24 protein-coding genes are annotated in these 20,419 nt (G+C 35.1%); 3 read left to right on the top strand and 21 right to left on the bottom strand.

The annotated features are described in order from the left end of the window. The first annotated feature begins 194 nt into the window (after positions 1 to 194). Positions 195 to 1,199, top strand: coding sequence for a calcium/sodium antiporter (locus P0N36_RS10700; RefSeq protein ID WP_275842841.1), 1,005 nt, complete (start codon positions 195 to 197; stop codon positions 1,197 to 1,199). A 5-nt stretch (positions 1,200 to 1,204) separates the two neighbouring features. Here the strand turns inward: P0N36_RS10700 and P0N36_RS10695 are convergent, their stop codons facing one another. From P0N36_RS10695 to P0N36_RS10595, 21 genes are all read right to left on the bottom strand, one after another. Continuing rightward, the gene (locus tag P0N36_RS10695; RefSeq protein WP_275842840.1) at positions 1,205 to 2,377 is read right to left on the bottom strand and encodes an HD domain-containing phosphohydrolase; all 1,173 of its coding nucleotides are present in this window, start codon (positions 2,375 to 2,377) and stop codon (positions 1,205 to 1,207) included. Between the two features lie 93 nt (positions 2,378 to 2,470). Beyond that, complete coding sequence (locus tag P0N36_RS10690) at positions 2,471 to 2,935, bottom strand: hypothetical protein (protein WP_275842839.1); 465 nt, start codon at positions 2,933 to 2,935, stop codon at positions 2,471 to 2,473. A 33-nt stretch (positions 2,936 to 2,968) separates the two neighbouring features. Beyond that, a complete protein-coding gene (gene recO, locus P0N36_RS10685; RefSeq protein ID WP_275842838.1) occupies positions 2,969 to 3,709 on the bottom strand; it encodes a DNA repair protein RecO in 741 nt (246 codons plus the stop codon). Between the two features lie 184 nt (positions 3,710 to 3,893). Next, positions 3,894 to 4,481 carry a cytidylate kinase-like family protein gene (locus tag P0N36_RS10680; RefSeq protein ID WP_275842837.1) on the bottom strand — a complete coding sequence of 196 codons (588 nt, stop codon included), beginning with the start codon at positions 4,479 to 4,481 and terminating at the stop codon, positions 3,894 to 3,896. A 20-nt stretch (positions 4,482 to 4,501) separates the two neighbouring features. After that, positions 4,502 to 5,242: an amino acid ABC transporter ATP-binding protein gene (locus P0N36_RS10675; protein ID WP_330684010.1), complete on the bottom strand. Its 741-nt coding sequence runs from the start codon at positions 5,240 to 5,242 to the stop codon at positions 4,502 to 4,504. Then, the gene (locus P0N36_RS10670) at positions 5,232 to 5,900 is read right to left on the bottom strand and encodes an amino acid ABC transporter permease (protein WP_275842836.1); all 669 of its coding nucleotides are present in this window, start codon (positions 5,898 to 5,900) and stop codon (positions 5,232 to 5,234) included. The genes P0N36_RS10675 and P0N36_RS10670 overlap by 11 nt, the downstream gene beginning before the upstream one ends. A 107-nt stretch (positions 5,901 to 6,007) precedes the next feature. Beyond that, positions 6,008 to 6,790, bottom strand: coding sequence for a transporter substrate-binding domain-containing protein (locus tag P0N36_RS10665; RefSeq protein ID WP_275842835.1), 783 nt, complete (start codon positions 6,788 to 6,790; stop codon positions 6,008 to 6,010). A gap of 184 nt (positions 6,791 to 6,974) precedes the next feature. Continuing rightward, positions 6,975 to 7,460, bottom strand: coding sequence for a GNAT family N-acetyltransferase (locus P0N36_RS10660; protein ID WP_275842834.1), 486 nt, complete (start codon positions 7,458 to 7,460; stop codon positions 6,975 to 6,977). Positions 7,461 to 7,462: 2 nt separating this feature from the next. Continuing rightward, positions 7,463 to 7,900, bottom strand: a complete 438-nt coding sequence (locus P0N36_RS10655) for a hypothetical protein (protein ID WP_275842833.1) — start codon at positions 7,898 to 7,900, stop codon at positions 7,463 to 7,465. A gap of 40 nt (positions 7,901 to 7,940) precedes the next feature. Further along, positions 7,941 to 8,075, bottom strand: a complete 135-nt coding sequence (locus P0N36_RS10650) for a hypothetical protein (RefSeq protein ID WP_275842832.1) — start codon at positions 8,073 to 8,075, stop codon at positions 7,941 to 7,943. Between the two features lie 88 nt (positions 8,076 to 8,163). After that, positions 8,164 to 10,314, bottom strand: a complete 2,151-nt coding sequence (locus P0N36_RS10645) for a transglutaminase-like domain-containing protein (RefSeq protein WP_275842831.1) — start codon at positions 10,312 to 10,314, stop codon at positions 8,164 to 8,166. Then, entirely contained in the window at positions 10,314 to 11,525 is a 1,212-nt protein-coding gene (locus P0N36_RS10640) for a DUF58 domain-containing protein (protein ID WP_275842830.1), read from the bottom strand. The genes P0N36_RS10645 and P0N36_RS10640 overlap by 1 nt, the downstream gene beginning before the upstream one ends. Then, positions 11,518 to 12,459 carry an AAA family ATPase gene (locus tag P0N36_RS10635; RefSeq protein WP_243115921.1) on the bottom strand — a complete coding sequence of 314 codons (942 nt, stop codon included), beginning with the start codon at positions 12,457 to 12,459 and terminating at the stop codon, positions 11,518 to 11,520. The genes P0N36_RS10640 and P0N36_RS10635 overlap by 8 nt, the downstream gene beginning before the upstream one ends. A 133-nt stretch (positions 12,460 to 12,592) precedes the next feature. Beyond that, the gene (locus P0N36_RS10630; protein ID WP_275842829.1) at positions 12,593 to 13,783 is read right to left on the bottom strand and encodes an ATP-binding protein; all 1,191 of its coding nucleotides are present in this window, start codon (positions 13,781 to 13,783) and stop codon (positions 12,593 to 12,595) included. 534 nt (positions 13,784 to 14,317) lie between these two features. Further along, positions 14,318 to 14,863 (bottom strand): hypothetical protein, encoded by a 546-nt coding sequence (locus P0N36_RS10625; protein WP_275842828.1) that lies wholly within the window; start codon positions 14,861 to 14,863, stop codon positions 14,318 to 14,320. Positions 14,864 to 14,875: 12 nt separating this feature from the next. Further along, positions 14,876 to 15,412: a hypothetical protein gene (locus P0N36_RS10620; RefSeq protein ID WP_275842827.1), complete on the bottom strand. Its 537-nt coding sequence runs from the start codon at positions 15,410 to 15,412 to the stop codon at positions 14,876 to 14,878. A 590-nt stretch (positions 15,413 to 16,002) separates the two neighbouring features. After that, entirely contained in the window at positions 16,003 to 16,728 is a 726-nt protein-coding gene (locus P0N36_RS10615) for a DUF4367 domain-containing protein (protein WP_275842826.1), read from the bottom strand. Continuing rightward, complete coding sequence (locus P0N36_RS10610; protein ID WP_275842825.1) at positions 16,712 to 17,275, bottom strand: RNA polymerase sigma factor; 564 nt, start codon at positions 17,273 to 17,275, stop codon at positions 16,712 to 16,714. Before P0N36_RS10610 ends, P0N36_RS10615 begins: the two co-directional genes overlap by 17 nt. Positions 17,276 to 17,386: 111 nt before the next feature. Beyond that, positions 17,387 to 17,599: a hypothetical protein gene (locus P0N36_RS10605; protein ID WP_275842824.1), complete on the bottom strand. Its 213-nt coding sequence runs from the start codon at positions 17,597 to 17,599 to the stop codon at positions 17,387 to 17,389. A gap of 371 nt (positions 17,600 to 17,970) precedes the next feature. Continuing rightward, positions 17,971 to 19,121, bottom strand: a protein-coding gene (locus tag P0N36_RS10600; protein WP_442957187.1) for an IS3 family transposase whose coding sequence is annotated in 2 segments (ribosomal slippage) — positions 17,971 to 18,837 and positions 18,840 to 19,121 — 1,149 coding nt in all. Because the reading frame shifts where the segments join, the coding sequence is not laid out codon by codon here. Positions 19,122 to 19,328: 207 nt separating this feature from the next. Further along, complete coding sequence (locus P0N36_RS10595) at positions 19,329 to 19,766, bottom strand: hypothetical protein (RefSeq protein WP_275842822.1); 438 nt, start codon at positions 19,764 to 19,766, stop codon at positions 19,329 to 19,331. Between the two features lie 82 nt (positions 19,767 to 19,848). Here P0N36_RS10595 and tnpA point away from each other — a divergent pair, with 82 nt between their 5' ends. Further along, positions 19,849 to 20,229, top strand: coding sequence for an IS66 family insertion sequence element accessory protein TnpA (gene tnpA / locus P0N36_RS10590; protein ID WP_275842821.1), 381 nt, complete (start codon positions 19,849 to 19,851; stop codon positions 20,227 to 20,229). Beyond that, on the top strand, positions 20,222 to 20,419 hold a 198-nt coding region (gene tnpB, locus P0N36_RS10585), incomplete at its 3' end, for an IS66 family insertion sequence element accessory protein TnpB (RefSeq protein WP_275842820.1). The genes tnpA and tnpB, both read left to right, overlap by 8 nt.

Here is a 20,419-nt window from a genome sequence, read left to right as displayed (position 1 = left end):
TTATATATATAAATAAAATTCAAATCGGTATTTAACCCATAAAACAGAACGTTTAGCGCGACTTTTATGATTGACTTCATGATTGACAAATAGATATTATAACCCTATTATAAGAATGAATATTATATTGTGGTTAGGGTGTCAAGACTATATGTTTAACATTTTAATCATCTTTTGAGAGTGAGAATAAGATAATGGAAGAAATGTATGTTCATTTACTGGAAACATTACCCACAATTGTATTAATTATTATTGCCATCGTGAGCCTAACAATCCTGAGTAAAAGTGCTGATTTTCTGGTAGATGAGGCTGTAAGCCTATCCATTCAATGGGGCATCCCCAAATCTATTATTGGTGCAACTATTGTTTCTCTTGGCACCACTTTACCTGAAGCCTCTGTTTCAGTACTTGCAGCAATGCAGGGCAACCCACACCTTGCACTTGGCAATGGCGTAGGCTCAATCATTGCAGATACCGGACTCATACTCGGACTTGCTGCTATAATCGGTTACTTGCCCATAGATCAGAAAACTCTAAACCGCCAAGGTCGCATTCAAATCGGCTCTGCTGCACTATTGGTCGTATTGGCATTACCTATGTTCGGTAGAAATAACGAGGGCATCATTCATCAATGGATGGGGTTTTTACTGCTGACTCTGCTCATTATTTATTTGTATATGATGATCCGTTGGGCTAAAAATGGTACAGAAGGATTTGAAAAACTGGATGTTATTAAAAGTCCAGCTATCTTTCAAATTGCCAAACTCATATTTGCTATATCCATGGTCATTTTATCTTCTAAGATATTAATACCAAGTATTGAGTTAACCGCCATTCGTTTCGGTATTCCCCAAAGCATCATTGCCGCTACACTTGTTGCATTCGGTACCAGTTTACCTGAACTTACTACCGCTATTGCAGCGGTAAGAAAAGGACATGGTGAACTCGCAGTGGGAAATATTATTGGTGCTGATATTCTAAATGTACTTTTTGTTGTTGGTGCTGCTGCAGCTGTAACATCAAAAGGGCTTGCTGTCGATGCAAGTTTTTACAAATTGCAGTTCCCTGCTATGATGATTATCCTTTTGGCTTTTAGGCGATTTGCTAAGTCAAAAGACCACCGCATTAATAAAAAAGAGGGTTTTGTCCTTGTATCCCTCTATTTAACTTATATTATACTGAGTTACACATGGATTTGATAAACTCAAAGTACTTTCGTTGATGCCCCATCCCTGATATGTATAAATGCATGAATATTCTCAAGCATTATATCCACTAGCTTAGGATCAAAATGCTCACCACGTTCTTGATGGAGTAAATCGATAATCTGTTCTATAGACCATGCCTTCTTATAGACTCTGTTTGTACTTAATGCGTCAAACACGTCTGCTAGGGCAACAATTCGCCCATATAAATGTATTTCGTCTTTTGCAAGACCTGACGGATACCCTGTGCCATTCCATTTTTCATGATGCTCTAGGGCAATTAGAGCGGCTGTTTGGATGAGGGTATTTTTTGAGTCTTTCATCATTTCATAGCCTGACATAGCATGTTTTTTTACACGTTCAAATTCTTCAACACTTAATCTACCGGGTTTATTCAAGATGCTTACCGGTATCGTTAACTTGCCGATATCATGGATCATAGAAGCCACTTCAAGTATCTCAATGCTTTCCTCATCTAAACCACAACCTTGCGCTAACAGCTTCGAATAGGAAGCCACCCTTCTAACATGGTGATTCATCTCTTTGGTTTTTGCTTCTATAACCTCACTTAGTGTCTGAATCAATTTTTCTGTATTCAATCTTTGTCGATTAAGCTTACATAGTTTTGCGTAGTCCTCAATAAGATTCACTTCAAAAAGCTGTATTAAATTCTTTTCCCATGCACCAATATACTTTTGGGATTCAATGAAGATGATATTGTCTGTCCCAAAATCATGATTAAAAAGTAGCATAAGTGTATTATCCGTATATTTACTTTTTCCATTTTCCCAATTTTTTGTGATTGAAGTTTGAATACTAAGGGGAATCACATCATTTAGAATCAGCTTTTCATAGGCTTGATAAGAACCAATACCATAGGTAATCATATACATACCATCCATCTTAGATGCCACAAAGCCGGATATCATCTTTTCTTCCTTTTTGTTCCCTAAACAAACGATGGATAGCAACTGTCTTATTACCTGAGCAGAGAAAGTGTACATTTGATTTTCTGTATATATATGCTTAGCAGATTCTATCATCTGTTCCAGTTGAATGCCACCTTCATCAAAGTTATATAAGTCACCATAAGACCCAATGGCAGTTAATACCGCTAAAAAAAGATCATCTCTATATAAATTCATTCTATTTTTCTGGTCATGACCCGCCATCTTTTTTATCCCTTCTTTTTCATTAAAAAGATTGTTCCAGACTAAAAAGACGCTTTGTCTGAAACAACCTTCGATGATCCATGAGTGGTTATACTAAATCTTATCTTTTTCTGTATCTATAATGCCTTCTACAACTTCTTTTGCTTCATCACTTGTTTCTTCAACCACTTCTACAACTTGAACATTAATTTCCCCAACTTCTTCGATGGCTTCATTAACCGCTTCTTTAACTTCTGGTTCTTCTGCTTTAATTTCATCCAACTTCGTTTTTTCTTCGTCTTGAATCTTAGCAATCTGTGTCTCTAATTCGGCCACTCTTATGTCAGCTTCACCTATGTTGGTAATCAAGTCCTGTACTTGGCCAATGTCAAATGTACCCTCTTGATATAAAGTAAATACTTTTGTCCCCAACTCCAGTAATGTTTCCTTTTTAACTTTTTGCGTTGTACTGATTTCTGATTTTAGCTTATTCACTTCAATCATTGTTGATGATTTTGTGCTTACAATCGCTGTCCCTTTATCGATGCCTTTTTTTAATTTACTAAAAAAATCTGCCATACTAAGTCCTCCTCGTCGCGGTAACACCGCTTTTTATAGTGTTAATAAAAAATCTAAAGTTTTAAATTTTTTATTTAGGTTTAATGGAACGAACTGATTCATAATGAATTCAAGTTCTATTAGTGATTCCTGCTCTAACTCAAAAGAAAAGATATCCTTCATCGGTTTTGACAATATGTATCTTATGGCATACAATGTTGCCTCATTGATTTTGATCTTATCTTTAACCGGATGGTTTTTATCATGACACAATAGCCCTCCAATCTGAGTACTGAAAAATACAATATTTTTATCATCATGGCAAATGGCACAATCATTCACCCAAGGGGTATAACCCAGTATGCTCATAGCCTTAAGTTCAAAAATTCTAATCGCCAATCTTGCTGACATACGTTTGTGGTTAATGGCATTTAAGGCATAGAGCAACAAATGCATCAAATCCACATTGTCCATATCTTCGTGGGTTGTGTACGCCATAAACTCCATAAGATACATACCATACGTCAAATCCTCCATGTCCATTCTTAGACCATGAAAGTATTCAATCAGTTGAGCCTCATAAACATTATAACAGTTTTTGCCTTTTGAAACAATAAAATCACCATAGGCAAAAACCTGAGCACAAGATAGCATTTTGCTGTTAGATCTTCTAACGCCTTTGACAAAAACCGTAATTTTACCAAGCTCTTTTGTAAGGAGTACCAACCGTTTGTCATAATCACCAATAGGCATTTCATGTAATACAATTGCCTTTGTTTTTATCTGATTTCCCATTATTTTGCCTTCCAATAGCATACTTTTTCTCTTTTATTATATCATAAAAGTATGTTTTGACAACTTCATATGCTGCAGATTCCTCATCACTATTAACTGCTAAAATAATAAAAACTCAAAGGATCATCCTCTGAGTTTTTATACTCTAACCAATAGTGATTTATATACTTTATTAGAAGCGAATTCATTTCTTTTTTGCTAGATTACAGACGATATCTGCACAAGTAGCAATGCCGATTGTTGCTGTATTAAAACTAATATCATAATAATCAGCAACACCAAATTCAGTGTTGGTATAATGGGAACAATATTTTTTCCGTGTCCTGTCAATGGCATGGATTTGTTCACTTACTTTGGCTTCTTTTTGATTGGGCATCTTTTTCTTCATACGTTCCAAGCGCCAATGGGAATCTGCATGTACAAATAAATGAAGTGTGTAATCAAACTCCTTAAGAATCATATTGGCATTACGACCCACTATTACACAATTACCTTTTTCTCCTATTTCCCTAATCACTTGTTTTTGTATTTCAAAAAGCCGATCGCTTAATGGCCTATTATAGAAATCAAACAAACTCTGTGCAAAACCAAAGTCTAATGGAACTTTTTCATCCCATTTTAACAGACGTTCTACATCAACATTAGATTCCCTTGCTGCTTTTAGAATAATCTCTTTATCATAATACTCGTAATTCAAGGCCTTGGCAATGAGTTTTCCCATTTCACCGCCACCGGCGCCAAATTCACGACTAATCGTTATTATCTTTTTCATAGGACGCTCCTTTTAATTGACTATAAAACTTTATTAAGAAAGTCAATGGTTCTGGGCTCCTTAGGATGTTGAAACACTTCCTCAGGCGTACCTTGTTCAACAATATAGCCACCATCCATAAAGATGATCCTATCTGCTACCTCTCTTGCAAAACCAACTTCGTGAGTTACTACAACCATGGTCATACCATCTGCTACCAGTTCTTTCATAACCGCTAAGACTTCGCCAACCATTTCAGGATCAAGGGCTGAAGTCGGTTCATCAAAAAGCATGATATCCGGGTTCATGGCTAATGATCTTGCAATGGCGACACGCTGTTTTTGTCCACCTGAAAGTTGAGATGGGTAGGCTTCTGCTTTTTCCGGCATACCAACACGTTCGAGTAACTGTAAGCACTTGACTTTGCTCTCTTCCTTAGTCATTGTCTTTAACTGTACCGGTGCAAGCATAATGTTTTCTGCAACGGTTTTATGTGCAAAAAGATTGAATTGTTGAAATACCATACCAATATTTTCCCGAACCTTATTAATATCCGTATGCTTATCTGTTATGTTCATATCATCAATAATGATTGTACCGTCTGTAGCTGTTTCTAGCTGGTTTAAACAACGAAGAAATGTGGATTTCCCGCTTCCGGATGGCCCAAGCACAACAACCACTTCGCCTTCATAGATGTCAATGCTGATTTCTTTTAGCACTTCTAAACTACCAAAGTTTTTCTTCAGATTCTCTACATGAATAATCGTTTTTCTACCTTCCACGGTTCACCCTCCTCTCAACTCTTTTAGCTATTTTACTAAGTGTAATAATGACGACCATATACATAATACCGACAATTGCCCATGTTTCCAAGCTTTTAAAAGTATTACCACTGATGGTTTTACCCATATTCGTAAGCTCTGGAAAACCGATAACGGATAGAATCGATGTATCTTTTAGAGTAATAATAAATTGGTTGATGATAGAAGGTATCATCGTGCGAATTGCTTGGGGTACTACTACTAACTGCATGCTTTTTGCATAATTTAAGCCTAAGCTCCTGCTGGCTTCCATCTGTCCTCGGTCAACACTTTCAATCCCTGCACGAATAATCTCAGCCATGTAAGCACCACAGTTCATGGACAGCGCCATCGTCCCAGCTTGTAAGGCTGTTAGTCTAAAACCTTCCACTCCCATCATTCTGATAGCCGTCGGTAAACCAAAATAAATAAAGTATGCCAAAACAATCAACGGAACGCCTCGCACTGCATCTACGTAAACAATCCCAAGAAAGTTAAAAAAACGGTTATGACCTACATTCATCAATGCAAAAATCATTCCAATAATCATAGCAAAAAACAATGATAATAGGGTTAGCAATAAAGTCTTTCCCAGTGCTCCAAGAAGCATCGAGCCATACGTTTGAATAATCAAGCTCATTGATTTGTTCTCCTTTTCATCACTATTTTGATTATAATACCTGATGACAACAAGAACGTGAAAGACTTAAAAAGTCTCCCACGTCCTAAGTAAAAACTAACTTGGTATTATTTTAGATATGTATCAATGATTTCATCATATTTACCGCTTGCTTTAATATTTGCTAATCCGGCATTAAACATATCCAGTAATTCTTGATTGGCTTCATCCATGATTGCAAAACCATAAGGAGAACCTTCATTTTCCATGCCTTCAACAATCATAAGTGGTAGTGCTGCCTCTTTTATGGAAGTTGCCATGATTGGTGTATCCTCTACACATGCTGCACTGTTCCCAAGTGTAACATCTTGATACATTGTAGGTGAATCTTCAAACGTAGTTACTGTAAACCCATACTCATCTTTTAAGCTGTTTGCAAAATCAGCACCTGCTGTTGCATTTTTAACAGCAACATTCTTACCAGCAAGATCTTCAAAGCCTTTGATGTCACTACCTTCAGCAACAACAAATGTTTGAGTAGCGTTGTAGTATCCATCTGAGAAAATCCATCCTGACGCCTTACGGTCATCAGTAATTGAAGCACCTGCAATAATTGCATCTGCTTGTCCCGCTTGAACCGCTGCGATTGCTGCATCCCAACCAAGGCTCTGTAATTCATACTCAAATCCTTGATCTTCTGCGATTGCTGCTAACAAGTCTACGTCAATACCAACAAACTCATTGTTTTCATTGGTGTACTCAAATGGCTTGAATACCGTATCTGTTGCAATAACCCATTTCTTACCATTTGCTTGTTCTGTGGTTCCTTCATCTGTCTCTGTGGAACCGCATCCGGCTAAAACACTTACCGTTAATACTGTTGAAAATAGTAACGCAAATAATTTTTTCATAATAATTCTCCTCCGTTATGTTTCTAGATAAAAAAATAGAGCACAAGCCATATGCCATAATCGTATCTTACACGACAAACACTTTTGTCTTTCGCTCAAACTACTTCATTATTATAGACAATTGTTAGGTTTTTGTCAAGCTTCTGATGATATTGAAATTATTTATGAGTGTACCCTCTTTTTCCTACTTTATTCTATGAAAGGCAATCCTCTCATCACCATTTTCAATATAAATAATCCCGCATTTCATAAAGCCATTTTTTTCTAAAAATCGTATCATGGGATTATTGTTTCTATGAGTATCAATGCGTATATTCGGGTGTTGATTAAAACACCAATCAACACAAAAGGAAGCTACCCCTTTGCTATCTCTAGCAGAGGCAATACGGTGTATCACAGCGTAAGGCGCATCATCTAGCCATTCACCTTCAAATATCTCCATATATGTTGAATCAACGCCCACTTCAAAATAGAAAGTGCCTACAATACGGTTGTCTAACACACAGACATAGCTTCTATCAAGGCTGATATCACTTTCAAGAAGTTCTCTCCTTGGATAATCTTCACCCCATTGGCTAGGATTGTTTTGTTTCTTCATAAACGCTCTTGCATCTGCGTATATGATGAGTATCTCGTCTAGATCTTCTAATGTTGTTCTTCTGATTTTCATGGTTACCTCCAAGTTGTTGCTTCATAAATAATAATCCCACCCCATGCATCTGCCCATTTTTCAATAATAAAATCATAATAAGAAATTGCCTTTTTCTTTTTTATTATTGGGTATAATAGAAACCAAATAAAAGATGGCAAACCAATCACCGGTAAATACAATGGACCAAGTACTAGTGATTGCAAGGTATGCCCATACTCATGTACTGACAACTTTTCTGATATCTCTCTTGAACAATCCACGGGAACAAAGATAAATAAACCAAGTGATAAGCCACTCTTAGCAGACCACTGTGTTCGAACTGCCCCGTGATATAGATTATGACTACTTGTAATATTGAATAAAAATATTAACAAGCCCGCAAAAGATTGAAGCAAGCCCCAGGTACACTGAAGGAGAATATAAATTGTTAATGATATTATTTTTATTGTATTTTTCATAGTATGGATTACTCCTAATGGTTGATCGCTTATCTGAATGCTAAAGAAGAATCTTTAATCCGTCATAACAATAATATTCATTAACCTCTAGCGATTTGATACCTGGCATGTTCCCTAATATCAATGCTTTCGCACCAACACCTATATCAGGATCAAATGATATAATTGTTTCCATGGAAACCTCCTAAAGCATTATTAATAAAAAATTGTATCCTAGAGGAACCAAGAGAACCGTCCCTGTCAGTTCCCCCCGGTCAGTTCGGTCAGTTATGTAGTAGTATCATTTCAAGAAATCTTAATCGATAAAAATGGATGGGTAACATCTGCCTTTTTACTATGTGCTTAATATCAGCCAAAAAGTCTTCTAAGGCTTCTACTTCTTCAATACTTGGATCTTCGTCATTATAAAAAGCTTTTTCCAGTGTGTTTATGTACTCTTCAAACTTAGTTTTACTGTTAATCAGTCCTTTGTTCAAGCGAAGTGCATACTCTCTTAATGTTTCATGTTTTTCTTTTTCTAGCTGAATGGCTTTCAAGTATATCCATAATAACTTATAATCAACCATGAGTCGACGCTTAACATTGCGTCTAAGTCTCTTACCACGTTTTATAAATGCTATAAACAATAAGACAAATCCTGCAAATACAATGAAAACAATGGCAATACCAAAGTAATCATTATGAATGATTGTATCCATCGTTGATGGTTTTTGAATTTGGATGTTATCATTTAACTGTATAGGATCACTAAATTGTACAGCATCTTGACCCGGTGTAGGCTCAAACTGAATCCATCCAAAGTTAGGCACATAGATTTCAACCCAAGCGTGAGCGTTGCTGTCATACACATGTTTATAAGGATCAACAACTCTTCTTCCACTATAAAGAACTTCTTCAGGAATATCATCGATTTCAAATTGGCTTGAATCGATTACAAAACCCGTGACAAACCTAGACGGAATCCCTTGACTCCTGAGCATCAAGGTCATAGAAGACGCAAACTGTTGGCAAAAACCTTCTTCTATTTCAAACAAAAATTCATTGATCATATCACCTTCAAGTTGAAATTCCGGATTCTCATTATAGGTATATGCGCTTTTTAAATACCGCTCAATGGCTATTGCTTTATCCATATCCGATGATAGATCTTTAGTAATCTCATCCGTTAAGTCATTTAGTTTATCAAATCCATCCGGAAGCAATAAGTAACTTGTAAGGTCCGTATTATCCATTTCTAAGCCACTTAAGTACTGGGTAAAAGCTGTTGTCCTGTATTTTGGTATCACGATGGATAATGTATATTGATAATCCTGACCGACCCTTTCATCTGCTTTAAACATACCATCTTCATACACACGAATAGGAATCGTTAAGTTATCAAGAATAACATCTTTAGTATAGGGACCCGTTACAATACTATCTGTATAAATATTTTGGTAAATCACTTCAACTTCTTCATTGAAGAACAAGGCCTCATTGAATACTTGATCTGAACTTAGAATCGGTTCAAGTGGCCACCCATCTTGATGAATCGGCTTATTCTTAGTATTGGTCCATACACCATCAACATAGTGGTTAAAGGTTTGAGATTTGTAGTATTTCAGCTTCTCGGTCTTAACTTTAAAGAGTTCAATTCCTTGGTGTTCAAAAGAAGAAACGATTTTGTATTCATCTGTTACATTATAAATCATCTCTAACTGATCTGAATCGAATGCATCTGGTGTACTTTCACCATTCGTTCCAGTTGTACTCACTTTTGCAAGGCTCTTTTCAAATGGATTACGATATGTATTGTTCACAACAAGGGATAGGAGAATAACAAGGGTTGCCATCACAATAGATAGACGGTAAAAAGAATATCTTCTACGATTACCTTCACTCTCTTTCAATCTCACATAATAAATCTCAAAATAATAGATGAAGGTTGCCATAACAAATAGAAAGAAGGCTTGCCGATCCCTCATCGACGAAAAAGATCCTGCAATATAGGCTCCAATAATCACTAAAGCGCCAAAAACAGGCGGAATAACAACCAGTTTCTTTGAACGATAAAAAGCCACAATCACCCGGTACAAGAGGATGCCAATACCTAGTATTAATAGTTGCTGATGGAATCGACCAATATAGAAACCTTGAATTCTCATTGAATAATAATAGGGTTTTACAAAATTTACAATTTGTATGCCTGTTGTTTCTAGCAGTTCCTTTTTATACAAATAGTAACTGGTCACGGTTATTGCCAATACAGTGACAAGCATCGACCAGATTAAAACTTTGCGTTTACCTAAAATAAAATAATATACAAGAAAACTCAAACCACTTATAATAAATAGTTCGAATATATTAAGCACATATGAAAAAGTTCCTGACAAAATTGCAAGGATCGCAAATCCAATAACAAATACAGCAAACACTAAATCACCCCCAACCTTGTTGAGCTTTCATCATGTTGCATATAATAAATCGGTATTTTTGATGTGGTTAATATAAATTGACACTGACTGTCACCCAAACTCTCAATACCCTCTATATCCATGGTCTTACGATCACAGACTACAATACTTATTTCGTAATTCTGATATTTTAAGCCTACTAATTTTTCAACTAAAGGTAAAGTGATGTGCTGAGTCATTAATATCACATGACACGGGTCACGATCTAGAAGAAGAACCTCATCAATCAGTTTAGAAAAACCTTGTTCCTTATAAAAAGAAAGTTTTGCCAGTTCATCATAAAACCTTGGGAAATCTTTACTACTTCGTCCATCCGATTTATGCATTCCAAATTTTTCATAATACAATTGTGTATGTATTCGGTTTTCAAGGAAGAAATGCACCAGTGATACACAACCTTCAACCATATAGTCTTCATAGACAATAGAACTTTCACTGTCTAAGTTCAAGCTATATGTATCTAAGAAAATCTTTGTTTTATTTGTCACTTGACCTGAGTAGTCTTTCGAAATAAAGTCTCCCGTTTTTGCTGTTAACTTCCAATGAATTTTATTTAGTGGGTCACCTGGTTGGTAATCCCTTACATCCGTAAACACGGATTGGTTTTGTGTCGTATTGGATATAACGCTTTCATTACTTTCATTACTGATATTGCGAAGCAAGCTGCTTTTTAGCTCACGCAGTTTTGGATAAACAAGAATTTTATGTTGTTCGATTGCCGTGTAATTGAATCGGAAGAATTTAAAATAGTCACATATAATAAGGCGATCAACACCTATCGAATAATTACCTCGATAGGTACAAGTAAGCTTTTTGCGGATAACGACAGTCTTTTGTTCAGATACAATAATCGGATGATGAATATCATTCTTTGCATCTTTAAAAAGCCTTTCACTTGACACATAACGAAGAGAAAATGGTGCCAAAAGAAATGAAGTTGGATTAATGAGCTTAATGACATAGACAATCTCATCACCCTTTGATACAAATCGCTTGTCAACACTATGTGTGAGCTTAAATACATAGTACGTCAAAGATATATGAGCAAAGCTAATGACGGGTGTAAACAGTATAATATAAAAACTAATACTACTGGTATAACCCGGTAATAAGCGGTTAAAAATCATTGATGAAACAAGCAATACACTATAAATCGTCCATGTTCTACGCAAACGCATCACCTTCCGGTACATATACTAATTTCATGACATTTTTAATGATATCCTCATTGCCTCGATTTTCATATTTAGCTTCAGGGCGAGGCACAATACGATGGGACGCAACCGACATAAATATATGTTTTACATCATCTGGTATGACATAGTCTCTACCTCGATAATAAGCCACACCTTTGGCCATTTTACTGATAAACAGCGTCCCTCGTGGACTTATGCCAAGTAGCGTATCTTTAGAATCTCTCGTTGCTTTTACCAAATCAACGATATATCTTGAAATATCATCATGTTGCCTAACCTCTAGAATCTCCTTCTGAATAGCCTTAAGCTCTTCAAGTGTAATCACAGATTCTAATGTATCCAAAGGATTGGATTGCTTAAAACGCTCCATAACCATCATTTCTTCTTCAAGACTTGGATATCCAATAGCCATTTTTATCATAAAACGATCAAGTTGAGCTTCAGGAAGTGGATAGGTACCAAGATATTCAATTGGATTTTGTGTTGCAATCACCATAAAAGGGTCTGGTAACTTGTGATGTGTGCCGTCTACAGAAACATATCTTTCTTCCATCGCTTCAAGTAACCCTGATTGAGTTTTTGGCGGTGTACGATTAATTTCATCTGCTAAGAAGATATTTGTCATAACCGCACCTTCGTGATATTCAAATGCTTCGTTTTTAGGATGATACATTGTAAACCCTGTAATATCTGAAGGCATAACATCAGGCGTACAAGAAATTCGGTTAAAGTCCCCTCCAATTGATTTTGCCAGTGCAATGGCTAAGGTTGTCTTACCCGTACCTGGTACATCCTCAATAAGAACATGTCCGTTGCATAACATTGTTAAGGTTATGAGTTCAATTGCCTCTCTTTTTCCAACCATGACTTTATTAATGTTATTGATCAAATCTTCTACTTTTTGGTTCAATTCAATCCTCTCCTTCGCTGGAATTTTAAGTAAATCTTTTGATTTTTCGTAAGACTTTTTTATATATATCCTTTGTTTTCCACAAGCCGTAATTGCTTTGTTTACTGCTTAGTCGTTTCTTGTCGAAAGTGGTTTAGCTATTTAACCATGTAGCTATATCTATAATCTGTATTCCCTCATATTGATATTGTTCATGTCTCGTTCTTGCAATTAACAACTTAGGATATGCATCTTTTATATTGAGTAATGAATCAACTTCTCTTTCAAATGTTTTTTTACTGGAAATATCATCAGAAACCTGAATATAAATCTTTTCATTTTGTCTAACTGCAACGAAGTCAATTTCTTTCTTATATAGAACGCCTACATATATTTCGTAGCCTCTTCTCATCAATTCAATAGCAACTATATTTTCTATTACTCTGCCATAGTCAAGATTTCTTGTTCCTAACTTGGCATATCTGAATGCGTGATCACTCAAATAATATTTCTCATTTGATGTCAAACATTTTTTACCGCGGATATCATATCTTCTTACTTTATAAAATGCAAATGCATTACATAAGTATCCAAGATATGAACCAACTGTTTTATGATTAATTTTATCATTATTTTTCGTAAGTGTCTCTGCAATCTTTCTTGATGATGTCAAATTAGAAATATTATCTATCATAAAATCGGCGATTTTATCCATAAGAACAACATTTCTGATTTTATACTTTTGCCTAATATCACGTAAAATAAGTGTATCAAATATATCTACAAGATACCTATACTTCTCCTCTTGCTCTTTATAAAGATACGACCCCGACATTCCTCCTTCTTTCATGTACTGGTCCAATGCTGTTTGGATATCTGTCATTTTATAATACTTGAGATACTCAGAAAATGAAAATGGATATACTTCTATTTCATACGTACGACCTGTAAATAATGTTGCCAAATCACTGCTTAACAAAAACGCATTAGAACCAGTCACGTATATATCATATTTCCCAGTAGAATGTAGACTGTTTATTGTCAGTTCAAACTGCCCACACATTTGCACTTCATCAATAAATACAAAGTTTACTTTCTTCCTATCATATCTTTCTTCAATGTAATCATTGAGTGCATGATATTCTTTAAGCGCCTCAAACTTCAATTGAGTAAGATCTATAGAAATAATATTAGGTTTTGGCTCATTCTCTTCAATCCAATCAATATATTCATCTAACAGCTTAGATTTCCCTGAACGTCTTATGCCTGTAATAACTTTTATATCAGGCGTCCCTTTTAAGCTTATTAGTCTATTTAGGTATACTTCTCTGTCAATTAATTTCATTGTATCACCACCTCTTATACTCATTATACTATTTTATTTCCCAATATCAATGTAAATTCATTTTTGGGAAATAGAATAACATCTCGGTTAGAATTGATCAATCCCGATTACTGTTCTATCTCTTGTGGTTTAAAAAGCAAAACGTACTAATCTAAACCGTTGTTTCTTATTTTTCATAGTACACCTTCTTCAGAGCAAGACTACTATGTCTGCCCAGAAGGAGTCTATCATGTTAGCATCTTCCGACTAAAATCAGCCGTTATACTCAACCATCACAATAATCTTCATATGAAGTTCAGGGAGCACTTTTCTGTACCTTCGATTAACACGATTAAGAAAATCCCCCTGAAAGCATCTCCAAAATTTAGATTGAATCCTATGTGTTTGTCTGCTGTTATGGGGTCACTTCAGTAAACTATTGATTTTACCTTCCTTTCATTCGTTTTTATAAAATAAAACACGACTAAACTATGAAGTTTAATCGTGTCACATTTGAATTTCAATATTTTTGTTGAATGTGTACATAAAATATTATTACTTAATTTTTTTCAGTTCCTCTACTACATCTAAAGCCTGCGTATTTTGGAAATCTCCATAAAACATTTTCTCATTCGCATCACTAGGAATTTTTCCGCAAACTAAACCAATTGGATAATAATTATCTACTTCTTCATTATATCCTAAATACAATGTATAGCTTTTTCCTTTTTCCATCTTTTTATAGTTTTCAAGATGATGCACCACTTTTGCTTCTTCGTCAACCCACTCGCTCTCAAGAATCTCAATAACATCACCTTTTGATAATATTTTATTTTCTGAGGGCTTAATTATTTTTTTTATCTCAACTTTCGAAAGCGTAAAATTGTCAAAATGATTATCTCCTAAGTCATAAGAAACACTCTCATCACTTAATTTATTTACAACTACAACTAAATCACTATTTTCAACAACCTCATCAGCAGAGCTATAACTCACTAATTTTGCTGAATCTATCACATGGTCATAACCTTTACCATTGTACAAAAACAACCCTGATAACAGCAACAATACTACAAAACTAAAACTTAATATTCTCTTCATTTTTGACCTCCTCTAATACAATGCGGCAATGCCGTTTTTATCATCTTGTTTAGGATATGGATTATTATTAAAACCTGTTCCTCTCATTATTGTACCTGAAAGTAAAGAAGAATCATAAATATCATTGAGACCCCAACAATGCCCCATTTCATGAGCTATTGTTTCTTTTCTTTTAGTAGAAGTCAATGTGCTAAACGGAGGTCGTATTGTAATTTGCTTCCAATCTGAACTCCCTAGTTTCGTTGTGTCTGCATATGAATCATTGCTAACAGAAGAGTAAATTATGTAAGCCTCTGTATAATTGAAATTATAACTTCTATAAGTATCAACTTCTGGTAAGCTATCCCAGTTGTCATATCCACTAACCACATCGCTTAAGTTTGGAACGTTTGAATTGATATAAACTGAAACAGTTAATGGATCATTGTACACCCACCCCCAATCAAGACTATATGCTGATACAGACATTGAAAATACTATCAACATAATAAAACTTAGTGGTAATATTGCCTTTCCTCTTTTTTCGATGAGCTTGTTTTTTTCTCTCATTTTTCCTCCTTAGCTCAGCTTTGAGCTTCCTTTTTTAATAATTAAATTGACTGCATAAATAGATGCTAGTAGATATTTGCCACATAATATAAAATTCATTCATAATAATCATCATCTACCCTACATGGATATTCTTGTTATATAGAGCCGGATGACCGGTTGAAACTAAGCCATTGTTCCGGTTAGTTTGAGCCATGCCTATATTGGCAATACTATCTCATTTTTGCCTTGATCAATATCTGTATCTAATCAAAGGTTTAGTCAAGGGCATGCTGCGATAGCAGTGGTACACCCTTGATGAAATTTTTGATTAGATATATCTTGCAATAAGGCAAAATGAACAACTGGCTCTCTTTCCGGAATGCCGGCTCAACTCTACCGGACCGATGGCTCAAAGTAACCCAGATTATTCACTACAAAATTTGTTCAGAAGACCGACAATATAAGTTATTCATTGTGCTACAAATTCATTTCAAGTATTTTCTCGCTAATTATATTCTTTCCATTCTTATATAAAAATCACCACCTTAAAGGTCTTCTATATATATAACCTTTTAAGGTGGTGAAATCTTACACTTTTTCTAATTTTTTTATTTACCTTGTTTTATACTCTTGGCGATATCAATAAGAACTGATTTCTCAATATTTCCTTGAATAGTAAAGGAAGTATCTTTTTCAGACCAATTAATAATAGACATATTATCCTGAACTAAAAGATAGCCAATATTTTGGTTGATTTCAACTTGAGTTATATTTTCAGTATCAATGTCATATTTTAATTTCGTATTCATCTTAGTCTGGCTAAAAAGAATTTCTTCCCCTTCTGGATTCCTGAACAACAAATTTTTTATATCATTTTGCACCTTTATCTTTATTAAGGTAAAATCTTCAGGCAAAAATCTTGGGTAATAATAATCGGACATTACCTCCAGCTCACTATAAATATCTTCATTTTGGTTATTTTCTTTCTGCATTATTTCATAAGCGAATTCAAAAAATTGAACTCTAAAATCTTTTACCATCAATGTCACAATAGCTCCTGCAACTACCACGACACTAAATAGTATTGCCGTCCTTTTGGTATAATCCAATGCTTTTTTTAGAATATTTCGATGTCTTTCTTTTTTCTCGAATTTATTTTTATATTCAATGAACCAATGATTCATACTGTCTGGAACCTCTAAGTCCTCATACTCTTCTAAAAGTCTGTCAGTTTCATCACAAATATCGTTTACATGATGGTAACCCACATCATATAAATAAGCATCATTAAGCCTACGTAATCGTTCCTTCTCTTCATTAGACACTTTGTTCATAGTCCACACCTTCTTCCACTAAAATCTTCTTCAATGCCTCCAACGCGCGATATATTCTAACGCTCACATTATTTTCTGTAATATTGAAATTTCTAGCTATTTCAGAAATCTCCAACTCATAGTAATATCTTAGCGTCAAAACATCCGCATAAGGCTGGTGTAATTGCTCCAGATATTTTGCTATTTTTTCACTGAATTCGATCTGGAGGAATTCTTCTTCAATTAATATTTCATCCTGATTTGATAACCTTTTTACTTCATCATATTCAAGCATAACTATACCTTTTCGCTTGTTATAGACATTATAACAAAGATTCCTTACTATAATAACTAGATAGGACCGCGTTTTCTTACACTTAACCTCTGAAATTTTGTGAATATTCTTTAAAATCCTAAGAATCGCATCCTGAATTACATCTTGTGCATCATGATGATCTTTTAAAATCGAATATGCCGTAACATATATCTCTTTATAATATGTTACATAAATCTCTTCCAGCTTATTTCTTGTTTTTTCATTCTCTATTGTCATTAAAAATGCAATCATAATTATTCTCCTCTCGCTTGTTAAGCCCTCCTGCATATTTTATCATAAAAATAAAATTTAGTAACATAAATAGACTGAACCTTAGCCGCCAGTGTAATATCTGATACTTTCTCATTCATTTCTTTGCATAAGCAAAAACAACTTTCCTCTTAAAAGCTCACACTCCTCCTTCATGACTTTGTTCTCTGCCAACAGTCTTTTAATATAGGTATCCTTTCTATCAATTGTTCTCTTCAAGCGTTCTTCTGTAGTCAGTTTTCTTTGTTGTTTCGTCTCATCTTCTATAATCGCTTTCGCTTTCGTTACGCCATATTTTTCCAGCAACGCTCTAACACGTGGTTTTCCAAAGGTCGATCTGGACCGGTCATCCGGCTCTATATAACAAGAATGTCCAAAGAACGTTTAGGGCCTCATTCTACAAAACAACTATATGAAACATATGGGCATCTATATCCAAACAAAGATATGGCAGTCGGAATTGCTTTGAATGATTTGTATGAATAGTAAAGAAAATCAGTGGTACACTTAGTAAAATCAAAACCTCGAAAACCCTTTATTATAAAGGTTTTCGAGGTTTTGATTACTATTCCCACTCGATATAATATACTTGATTTTAAATTTATTTGTTTAGTTATAATGTGCACGCTTGTCAAGACACAAAATCAAGAAATCTTAGTTATGAACTCCTTTCTTGATTATGCAGCTTTTTCAGCAGTAGCGTAATAGATTTCTGCCGGTGTTTTATACTTGTAACTCTGATGCCCTCGATCATAATTGTAATGATGAATGTATTCCCTTGTTATAGTTTTTACTTCTGAGACCGTCTCTGGATACATTAAGTATAGTCGTTCCCATTTGTATGATCTAAAGAAACGTTCAATGGCTATATTGTCCGTTGCACGGCCTTTACCATCCATGCTGATTTTAATGGATTCGTAGCTTTTAATAAGCTCGATGTACTCCCTTGAGGTGAATTGTACACCTTGATCACTGTTTATAATTTCAGGCTTGCCATGATTCCTGATTGCTTCTTTAACAACTCTAGTGACTGATTCAGCCTGTAATGTATTGCTGATAGAATAACCGACTATAAACCTGGAATACCAGTCTATAATGGCTGTTATATATACAAAACCCGTTGGGGTTCCTATGTATGAAATGTCAATCGACCAGACTTGATTCGGCTTTCTAATCGCTAAGTTTCTTAATAGATACGGATACGTTTTTGCTTGCTTTGCACGTTTACTTAGGTTTGGTCCTGGATAGAAGGCAACAATATCCATTTCCTGCATATATCGCTTTACCAAACGTCTTCCGATTTCGTAGCCAAGTTTGTGGAGTTCATTACGGATTCTGCGCACACCAAAAGAGGGTTCCTTAAAGTGAATACGATCGATGGCATTTTTAATATCAATCTCCTGTTTCGAGGGTGCGACTGGAACCGGTATATGATAAGCGGTTGATCTGGGCAATCCGAGTAACTGGCATTGACGCACAATAGTCAGCTTTGAACCACTGAATTCAACTAATGCCTTTTTTTCCGAAGTTGTAAAACCTGTTCTTGTTTTTTTTTAAGATAATCGACATCCATAGAAAGTTCACCAATCTTTTTGATGAGGATCTCCTTTTCCTCCTCGTATTCTTCTTTGACTTTCTGAACGTCTTCGCATTTCTTATCAAAGACAGCAGGCATGTTGCTTATGAATTCCGTTTTCCATCGGCTCAGAACTGGCTGAGCTATATCATACTTTTTTGAGATTTCGGCAAGAGGTGATTCCTCGCGCAAAATCTCCAATACTATATTTGCTTTTTCCTGGGGTGTCCAAGTTCTTCTTTGTCTACTCATAGTCTTCATTATAACTTATTTTCTAGGATTTGTGTCCAACCCTATGTGTACATTATAAGTCTTTTCCTAGTTTTCATATCACGACTAGTCAAATTATTTGTATTATTTGAGATTTTCGATTTTTTTAATATCAAAATAATATCAGTAAATACAATCGCTTAATACTTGAAGTACACTTAACTCAAATGATCTATACCCAAGTTTACACTATTTCATCAATTTACTAACTTTCCATTTTGCCATTGGATGATTATTTATTCTCGCGATAACATCAGGATCATCAAAAAGTAACTCAGGTGTATATTTTCCTCTACTGAAATTCTTAATAAACATGAGCTCATCATCCGTCATAACCATAAGCTCGTCAATAAAATTACTAACTGATTTCATTGCATCTTTTAAGATAAAAATTTCACTTTTCTTAAGTACCGGTACTAACTCTCTTAAAATACTATGTTGGTTTAATTTCTTAGCAGCAGACAAATCAAAATTCCCATTAAGTTCATCACTCGTCAAAACATGATAGAAAATAACTGCTTTTCTTAACTGTTCTTTTTGCCCACTAAGTATGTTGCTTTTAACCAGTTTCCATACATCATACAAATCTCTTACCGCCGCTCTATTATTAAGTAAACGGTAAACCACACCGCCTTGAAAAAGCTAGCTAGTTTTTGAGATAATTATCGCTAGAGACAAGAAAACTAATAGTTTTTTGGAGGTTGATTAAATGGATGATACGACTAATGAAGTACGCTTGGAGTATTGGGCAAATATTGTAAAAAAATGTAACTCAAGTGGTAAAATAAAAAGACAATGGTGCGAAGCAAATGACATCAACGAAAAACAGTTTTATTATTGGCAACGTCGGATACGGACTTTGATATATGAGGGTAGAAAAACCGCAACAGAGTTAGTTGCACCTGTATTTGTAGAGGTTCCAGTTGCTGGCAACGAAAAAGCTTTACAAGTATCAAGCAGTAATGATGTGGCAGTTGCCAAACAAAATCCAATTTTTAGATTAAATAAAGGCAGTATAGTAATCGAAATATCAAACTTATCCGGAATGGAATTAGCAGCATTCACAAGGGAGCTGATATTCGATGCTTAATGATGCGAAAGGAATTAAGCGTGTCATAGTCTGCTGTGGCCGTTCTGATCTTAGAAGTGGAATTGATAGGCTGTCAATGATGATCAAAAATCACTATAAATTAGATCCGTTTGAAACTGGAACCTTATTCATGTTTTGCGGAAGAAGATCAGACAGGATAAAAACATTGGTTTGGGAGGAAGATGGATAT

The organism is Petrocella sp. FN5 (assembly GCF_029210395.1).
In the GTDB taxonomy this organism is placed as follows: Bacteria; Bacillota; Clostridia; order Lachnospirales; family Vallitaleaceae; genus Petrocella.
This window is presented reverse-complemented; position numbering and strand designations above follow the sequence as displayed.

Coding starts and splice junctions, on each gene's coding strand:
- P0N36_RS10660 (WP_275842834.1), bottom strand. CDS start 7,460: ATGAAAATCAGAAGAACAACATTAGAAGATCTAGACGAGATACTCATC.
- P0N36_RS10655 (WP_275842833.1), bottom strand. CDS start 7,900: ATGAAAAATACAATAAAAATAATATCATTAACAATTTATATTCTCCTT.
- P0N36_RS10680 (WP_275842837.1), bottom strand. CDS start 4,481: ATGAAAAAGATAATAACGATTAGTCGTGAATTTGGCGCCGGTGGCGGT.
- P0N36_RS10630 (WP_275842829.1), bottom strand. CDS start 13,783: ATGAAATTAATTGACAGAGAAGTATACCTAAATAGACTAATAAGCTTA.
- P0N36_RS10690 (WP_275842839.1), bottom strand. CDS start 2,935: ATGGCAGATTTTTTTAGTAAATTAAAAAAAGGCATCGATAAAGGGACA.
- P0N36_RS10695 (WP_275842840.1), bottom strand. CDS start 2,377: ATGGCGGGTCATGACCAGAAAAATAGAATGAATTTATATAGAGATGAT.
- P0N36_RS10700 (WP_275842841.1), top strand. CDS start 195: ATGGAAGAAATGTATGTTCATTTACTGGAAACATTACCCACAATTGTA.
- P0N36_RS10615 (WP_275842826.1), bottom strand. CDS start 16,728: ATGAACAAAGTGTCTAATGAAGAGAAGGAACGATTACGTAGGCTTAAT.
- P0N36_RS10625 (WP_275842828.1), bottom strand. CDS start 14,863: ATGAAGAGAATATTAAGTTTTAGTTTTGTAGTATTGTTGCTGTTATCA.
- P0N36_RS10620 (WP_275842827.1), bottom strand. CDS start 15,412: ATGAGAGAAAAAAACAAGCTCATCGAAAAAAGAGGAAAGGCAATATTA.
- P0N36_RS10650 (WP_275842832.1), bottom strand. CDS start 8,075: ATGGAAACAATTATATCATTTGATCCTGATATAGGTGTTGGTGCGAAA.
- P0N36_RS10665 (WP_275842835.1), bottom strand. CDS start 6,790: ATGAAAAAATTATTTGCGTTACTATTTTCAACAGTATTAACGGTAAGT.
- P0N36_RS10670 (WP_275842836.1), bottom strand. CDS start 5,900: ATGAGCTTGATTATTCAAACGTATGGCTCGATGCTTCTTGGAGCACTG.
- P0N36_RS10610 (WP_275842825.1), bottom strand. CDS start 17,275: ATGATTGCATTTTTAATGACAATAGAGAATGAAAAAACAAGAAATAAG.
- tnpA (WP_275842821.1), top strand. CDS start 19,849: ATGGATGATACGACTAATGAAGTACGCTTGGAGTATTGGGCAAATATT.
- recO (WP_275842838.1), bottom strand. CDS start 3,709: ATGGGAAATCAGATAAAAACAAAGGCAATTGTATTACATGAAATGCCT.